At 70.0% G+C, this 7,005-nt stretch carries 6 protein-coding genes; 3 read left to right on the top strand and 3 right to left on the bottom strand.

Annotated features, from left to right (window positions below; all coding sequences use genetic code 11):
- Nucleotides 1-119 precede the first annotated feature (119 nt).
- On the top strand, nt 120-1,769 hold the full coding sequence (locus Q664_RS14525) for an MbnB/TglH/ChrH family RiPP precursor modification enzyme (RefSeq protein ID WP_043394827.1): 1,650 nt from the start codon (nt 120-122) through the stop codon (nt 1,767-1,769).
- Nucleotides 1,770-1,784: 15 nt separating this feature from the next.
- Here the strand turns inward: Q664_RS14525 and Q664_RS14530 are convergent, their stop codons facing one another.
- Nucleotides 1,785-2,726 (bottom strand): hypothetical protein, encoded by a 942-nt coding sequence (locus Q664_RS14530; RefSeq protein WP_152622104.1) that lies wholly within the window; start codon nt 2,724-2,726, stop codon nt 1,785-1,787.
- Nucleotides 2,727-2,963: 237 nt separating this feature from the next.
- On the opposite strand from Q664_RS14530, the gene udk reads away from it, so the two are divergent.
- The gene (udk, locus tag Q664_RS14535; protein WP_043394829.1) at nt 2,964-3,599 is read left to right on the top strand and encodes a uridine kinase; all 636 of its coding nucleotides are present in this window, start codon (nt 2,964-2,966) and stop codon (nt 3,597-3,599) included.
- A 15-nt stretch (nt 3,600-3,614) separates the two neighbouring features.
- On the opposite strand, the gene Q664_RS14540 is transcribed toward udk, so the two are convergent.
- Nucleotides 3,615-4,616 (bottom strand): alpha/beta fold hydrolase, encoded by a 1,002-nt coding sequence (locus Q664_RS14540; RefSeq protein WP_052518100.1) that lies wholly within the window; start codon nt 4,614-4,616, stop codon nt 3,615-3,617.
- A gap of 57 nt (nt 4,617-4,673) precedes the next feature.
- On the opposite strand from Q664_RS14540, the gene Q664_RS14545 reads away from it, so the two are divergent.
- Nucleotides 4,674-5,579 (top strand): hypothetical protein, encoded by a 906-nt coding sequence (locus Q664_RS14545; RefSeq protein ID WP_043394830.1) that lies wholly within the window; start codon nt 4,674-4,676, stop codon nt 5,577-5,579.
- A 28-nt stretch (nt 5,580-5,607) separates the two neighbouring features.
- On the opposite strand, the gene Q664_RS14550 is transcribed toward Q664_RS14545, so the two are convergent.
- Nucleotides 5,608-6,666, bottom strand: coding sequence for an NAD(P)H-dependent flavin oxidoreductase (locus Q664_RS14550; RefSeq protein ID WP_043394832.1), 1,059 nt, complete (start codon nt 6,664-6,666; stop codon nt 5,608-5,610).
- Nucleotides 6,667-7,005: the final 339 nt, after the last annotated feature.

Raw genomic sequence — 7,005 nt, forward strand, 5'->3', positions numbered from 1 at the left:
ACACGGAGTACGCACATGGAGTACGGAGGGGAAGACCCTCACCCTGGCCCTCTCCCAGAGGGAGAGGGGATGCCGGGAGTGCTGAGAATGGGCGCTGCCCGCTGTAGGGTTGACGCTCCATGAGTCACTCTGACGCGGCTGCCTGGCAGCTCCCCTGGCGCGGGTTGGGCCTGAGCAGCAACCTCGACGCGGCGGACCAGCCGCACCCCTACCGGCTGCTCGCCGAGTCCCCCGGCCTCTTCGACTACGTCGAGTACAGCGCCCCCCTGTCGCTCGACGAGACGCGGCGGCACGCCTCGCTCTTCCCCGAGATGTGGGAGCGCCGCGGCGACGTGCCCGTGCTCTTCCACCCCGTGCACCTCAACCTCTACGGCCCCGAGCTGGAGCCCGTGAAGGCGCTCCAGGACCTGGATGCGCACGCGCGTGCCGTGGGCAGCGCCTGGGTGGGCAACGACATCGGCTGGTGGCACGCGGGCGGGCAGCCCTTCCCGGGCTACCTCTACTTCACCCCTCCCTTCACCGAGGCCGGTGTCCGCGACAGCGTGGCCCACGCGCTCCACGTCCAGTCGCACCTGTCCGTGCCGCTCGCGCTGGAGAACCCCGCCGCCTTCGCGAAGCGCGGCGAGCTGCACGTGCTGGACTTCATGGCCCGCGTGCACGCGCGCACCGGTCTGCCACTGCTGATCGATCTGGGACACCTGCTCAGCTACCAGCTCGCCGCCAGGCTGCCCCTGGAGGCAGGGCTCGATGGCTTCCCGTTGGACAAGGTCATCGAGATCCACCTGGCCGGTGGCGTCATCACGCGGCGCAACGGGCGGGGCTACTACGTGGATGACCACACCCAGCCCGTGCGCGAGGAGCTCTTCGGCCTGCTGGAGTCGCTGTTGCCGCGCTGTCCCTCGTTGCGCGCCGTCACCTTCGAGGGAGACGGCCACCCGCCCGAGGTGGCTGCTCTCACGCTGCGCCGCCTGCGCAAGCTGGTGCCCGCCGCGCCGCCGAGGCCTCCGCTCGCGCTCACCCCGGTGAAGGAGCCCGCGCCGGCCCTCACCCGCGAGAGCGAGCCGTGGTCCCTCTACGACATCGGCTACGGCGTGAAGGCGGAGACCGGGGGCGACGTGGAGGGAGCCCGGGCGGAGACGGATTTCCGCCTCGCGGTGGTGGCGGAGACGCTCGATCGGGACTGGCCGGTGTCGCGGTTGCTGCTCGCGGGCACGCGGGAGGGGCTGCGCGCCTTCACCGCCTCCAAGGAGTTCCGCGAGCTCTTCGATGGCCTGGGCCGTTCACCGGGACATGCCTTCGCGTCCTGGGCGCGGCGCCAGTTGCGCGAGCGTCCGGACGAGGGCGCGGCGGCGGCGGTCACCTTCGAGACGTTCCTGCCCAACGCCTTCATGACGCGGCCCGCGCCGGCGCCCGGCCCGGGGCAGGTGGGGCTGGCCGAGGACGTGCGCGTGGGCTCCTTCCCCGTGGACCTCACCGAACTCGTCTTCGCCGCGAAGTCCCTGCGCCGTCACCTCACGGGGCGGGCGTGGGCGTGCGAGGTGCTGGACGTGAGTGGCCTCGAGTCGCTCGCGCAGGTGGCCCGGCGTCCGGCTCCGGGCCCGTGGACCTTCGTCGTGCGGCGCAGGGGCAGGGGGCTGGAGGTGCTCCCGGTACCGCCTTCGCTGTCGCAGGTGGTGCGCTCGCTCGCGCAGGCGCCCCGGGCGGTGGAGGAGCTTCCCGCCCCGGTGCTGGCGGAGGGCAGGGCCCTGGGCGTATTGCGCCGGGGCTGAGCCGCTCGGGCCGGCTCAGGGGCAGGGCCCGCAGTCCCTGCCGCAGTTGTCGTAGGACTCGCCCGTGCCGCACTTCTCGCTCACCTGACAGGTGCCATCCCCGCACGTGTAGATGTCCGAGCGGAGCATCCGGGTGGTGATGGCCGGGTAGCTGATGCCGTTGTAGGCGCAGGACACGTAGAAGCGCCGCGCGGCATCCAGGGTGCAGAACCTCCCGCAGTCCTGCTCGACGCGCACGAGCGGGGCACAGGGCTGCTCCTCCGTGCCCACCCTGCTGGACAGGGCGCAGGCGCGCGCGGTGCTCTCCCTCGCGTTGAACGGGCGCCCGTCGTTGCCGGCGTAGATGCCCTCGGCGTTGAAGACGTTGCCGAAGAAGCAGGCCTCCTTTTCCGAGTACAGCCCCAGTTCCCAGTCCGAGGTGGGGATGGCCACGCCCGTGGCGCTCAGGCCCTGCACGGAGATGGAGATGTGGAGCTCGTACTTGTCCACGTGGGCCGCCAGACAGGCCGAGATGATGCGTTGCTCGGTCAGCGTGGCGGGCGCGCCGTTGCTCCAGTCCGGCGCGAGGCCCAGCGTCCCCGTCCACTGCCAGGTCCGCCCCGTGGTGGCGGACGTATAGGTGCGGCTCACTCCGGCGGGGACGGCGCAGCGGACCACGTACTTCATCACCGCGTCGTGCAACTCCGGGTTCGTCTGGAACCAGGTGTCGAACTCCGCGGTGGTCAATCCCTGGAGGGACAGGCCGTTGAGCGAAAGCCCGTTGAGCGACAACCCATTGAGGGACAGGCCGTTGAGCGACAGCCCATTGGGGGTGTGCAGATCCTTGAGTGCGTGGGTACTCGAGACGAACGGCTCGGGCCCGGGTGCTGTCTCCAGTGGTTCACAGCCGCTCGTGGCCAGCACCACCACCACGGGCCTCAGTCGACGGATACCTGCGGCGAAGACTCCTGTTGGCATGGCTTCCCCCCCAACGGTTGCGATGGGTCCGGGCCGGGGCCCGGGGAGCCTCGAAGGCGTGCTCGCGAGGAAGGCGTGCTCCAATTGGAGAATGGGCTTATGGGTGAAATCAGTAAAGATGATGAAGCCAGGTATGTCGGCGAGGTGTCTGGGGTCCGACAGAGGGGCCGAAGCGGGAATTGTCCGGTTTCAGACGCAGCCTTGCGCGTGCCCACCCTGCTGCGGTAGTTGCGCCTCATGTCGTCACCCCTCGTCGTTGGCATCGCCGGTGGTACCGCCTCTGGCAAGACGACGGTCGCCCGGAAGGTCCGCGAAGCGCTCGCCGACTGCCGCGTGGCCTTCATCGATCAGGACTCGTATTACCGGGATTTGTCGGACCTGACGCTGGCCGAGCGCCGGGAGGTCAACTTCGACCATCCGGACGCCTTCGACACGGACCTGCTCGTGGCGCACCTGCGCGAGCTGAAGGCGGGCCGGCCCATCCAGAAGCCGGTCTACGACTTCGTCACCTCCACCCGGCAGAATCACACCGTGCGCGTGGATCCGGGGGACATGATCCTCATCGAGGGCATCCTCGTGCTGCACATGAAGCAGGTGCGCGACGAGATGAACGTGCGCATCTACGTGGACACCGACGACGACCTGCGCATCCTGCGGCGGCTCGAGCGCGACATCCACGAGCGCGGGCGCGACTTCGATCACGTGGTGAGCCAGTACCTGCGCCACGTGCGCCCCATGCACATGGGCTTCGTCGAGCCCTCCAAGCACCACGCGGACATCATCGTCCCCCACGGTGGCAACAACGACATCGCCATCGGGATGCTGGTGGGCGCGTTGCGCGGCCGGCTGCTCAACCCCCACCTGCAGCGGTAGGACGGACCGGAGTCCTCAGCTCCGGCGGCGCAGGAAGTCCCGCATGGGGCCATGCAGCCGCCGGGCCTGGGTGAGCAGGCTCGCGTGAGCGCTCGGCGCGGGCAGCTCCTGGTAGTGCGCCCGCACGCCCGCGGCGCTGAGCAGGTGGTACGTGTCACGCACCCGGGAGGGAGGTGCCAGCGTGTCCTCCGCCGCCGCCACCATCAGCACCGGCGCCCGCACCTGCGCCAGGCTGTCGGTGACGTCTCCTCCCGCGTAGGCCGTGCACAGCAGCGCCCACGCGTTCGCGTCGAAGCCCTCCGCGAAGGCGTCCGCCTCGGCCTCCAGCGCCTGCTCGCCGGTGGGCCCATTCACCAGCCGCAGGTACTCCAGGTACTGCTTGCGCAGCGTCCGCTTCGGCCCCTGGCCCGGCGCGTACTGGCCCTCGTGGAAGTCCGGATCCAACCGCAGCAGGTGGCGCGTGAGGCCGAGCCGCTCGCGCCAGGCCTCGGGCAGGGTCCGCGCGGAGCCCAGCACCACCACCGCCGCGGGCAGCTCCGGGAAGAGCGCCGCGAGCCGCAGTGCCACCAGCCCCCCGAGCCCCACGCCCACCAGGGCCCGCACGTTCTCCACCTTCATGCCGCGGAGCATCGCCGCCACCGCGCGCGCCATGTCCGTCACCGTCACCGTGGGCAGCGCCGCGCCGTAGGGCAGTCCCACCCGCGCGTCCACCGTCACCGGCGAGGTCGAGCCAAAGGGGCTGCCGAGCAGGTTCGGCACCACCACGTGCATCGTGGAGGTGTCCAACGGCCGGCCCTCGCCGACGAGCTCCGCGCCCCAGCCCGAGGGCTGGAAGGCCGCCTGCTCCACGGGCTCGAGGGCCCGGTGCGAGTGGGTGAGGTCGTGCAGCAGCACCACAACATTGTCGTCGGAGCGCTCACCGTAGGCGGACCAGGCGAGCTGGGCCCCGCCCAGAAGGCCGCCCTCCTCGAGAGGAAGTGCGACCGGTAACGCCACGCTGCCGGTGGTCTGGTACACGCGAGGCAGGTCTCATATCACTAAGGCCGTCATTTCCAGAGACAGGAGCATCTCCGCGTGAAGCAATACTTCGGAGTCATCGTCGTCATCGTCGGCGTCCTCATCGGCGGGGTGATGACGTACCGCAGCGCGAGTGGCAGGGCGCTCGAGGCCCAGCGTGAGGCGGACTTCACCCGCATCCAGAAGGACTACCTGGAGCGCGTGGGGTGGATGCGCGCCAACCCCGACGAGGCCTCCTACCGGCAGGAGCTCGCTCCATTCTTCAAGGTGTACTTCGAGCGGATCGGCTCGCACCAGAATCACTACAAGCTGAGCAAGGACTTCGACGCGTACCTCGTCGAGCTCGAGCAGCGCGGCGAGAAGGAGGACCGTGCCGCGGACCGCAAGGCCTTCTACGAGTACACGCGCAAGGTGTTCGACCAGATGCGCGAGGGCCGCTACAAGCCGGAGTGGACGGCCACGGACAAGGGCATGCGCCTGGACGTGGTGAGCGCGGACGTGGTGTCGGTGCTGAACAAGCCGCAGGTGCGGTTGCAGCTGGCGCTCTGGGGCGCGCACCGCGAGGAGCGCACGGACGGCAAGGTGAAGAAGATGGTCACCAGCGCCTCGTTCAGGACCCAGTGGAAGCTCACCGACGAGCGGGGAAAGCTCATCGGCGAGATGACGGGGGAGGATCCGTCGATGAAGATCGACTACCCCGAGCGCTTCATCGCCGAGTTCCCGCCGCAGATGGTGCTGGGCCACTACGACATGGACCTGGTGCCCAACGAGGTGAAGAAGATGGAGATCACCTTCAACGTGAGCTCGCGCGCGGCGTCGGGCGGCGACGCCACGGCCACCTACGTGTGGAAGCTGGACGTGCCCTCCGAGTGGCGGCTGGGCGCGGGTGAGAAGTGGGAAGGCGCCGAGGAGACCGAGCGCTCCGAGGAGGAGATCGATCCCTCGAAGGCGCAGAAGAAGTAGCTGGCGCTGGAGTCCGGGCGGCGCTGCGTCACCCCAGCCGCTCGGACTCCGCGATGAGCTGCCGCATCAGCTCCGCCGCCGGAAGGCCGCGTGAGAGCGCGGCGGCCTGACCCGACCAGAGCGTCATGAATCGCGGGTCCCCACGGGCCGCCGCGGCGCTTCGCAGCGCACCCGTGGCCGCGTGCTGGAGCGGGAAGGGGAGGAGGGTTCCCTCTTCCCGGAAGGACTCCGACAGCGTGTTGGCGATGCCTCGGGCCGGACGGCCGGACAGCGCTCGGGTGATGACCGTGGAGTCATCCCGAGCCTCCCGGAGCGCGGCCTTGTAGGCGGCGGAGGCGCCCGATTCGGGGCAGGTGAGGAAGGCCGTGCCCAACTGCACGCCGCTCGCCCCCAGCACCCGCGCGGCGGCGATGCCCCGCCCGTCCATGATGCCTCCGCTCGCGATGACCGGGATGCGCACGGCATCCGCGACCTGGGGCACCAGGGCCATGGTGCCCACCATCCCCTCCTCGAAGGGCTCGGCGAACGTGCCCCGGTGTCCGCCCGCCTCGCTGCCTTGCGCGACCACGGCGTCGACTCCCGCCGCCTCCAGCAGCTTCGCCTCCCGCACGTTCGTCGCCGTCCCGAGGATCACCACCCCTCGTGCCTTCAGCCGCTCGAGCGCCGCGGCCGGTGGAATCCCCAGCGTGAAGCTGAAGATCGGCGCTCCGCTCTCCACCACGGCGTCCACCTGCTCCTCGAAGGATGGAAACGGAGAGGTGGGCGGCCGTGGTGGCTCGAGCCCGAGCTCCTGGTGGTAGCGCGTCAGCTCCGCCAGCATCCGGCCCGGGTCCGTCCGGGCGGGCGCGGGCTGGGGGGCGAAGAGGTTGAGCTGGTAGGGCCGATCCGTGAGCTCACGCACCCGCCGCGCGAGCTTCACGATGTCCGCGGGCTTCATGTAGGGCGCGCCGATGGAGCCCAGCCCGCCCGCGTTCGACACGGCGGCGACCAGCTCCGCGGTCGTGACGCCCGCCATTGGCGCCTGGATGATGGGGTGCTCGACCCCGAGCCGCGCCGCGAGCTGGCGCCATGCGTGGGTGACGCTCATGACCTGCCTCCGAGTGGGCCTTGGTACCCGCCGACCCTCCCAAGGCCGGGCGGAAGACGCGGGCCGGGGGAAGACGCTCCCGCACATTCTAGCCGCCTTCAGCTCGTGGTATGAACTACCAGATGAGGCCGCTCTTGTTCCCCGTGCTTACGCTCGTCCTATCGTGCACGGGCTCATTGGCGCGTGTCGTGGCCTATTCGGGACCTGCTGGGGGAACGCAGTTCATGCATGCCTCCTTTCGGTGGAGTGGAGGATGCGGACTTCGGCCGGGATCTGCCTGTCTTTGGTTTTGCTCACAACCACCCCTGTGGAACACTCATGAGCAGTCCAGATCTGGGG

This window comes from Archangium violaceum Cb vi76, assembly GCF_000733295.1.
GTDB classification, from domain to species: domain Bacteria; phylum Myxococcota; class Myxococcia; order Myxococcales; family Myxococcaceae; genus Archangium; species Archangium violaceum.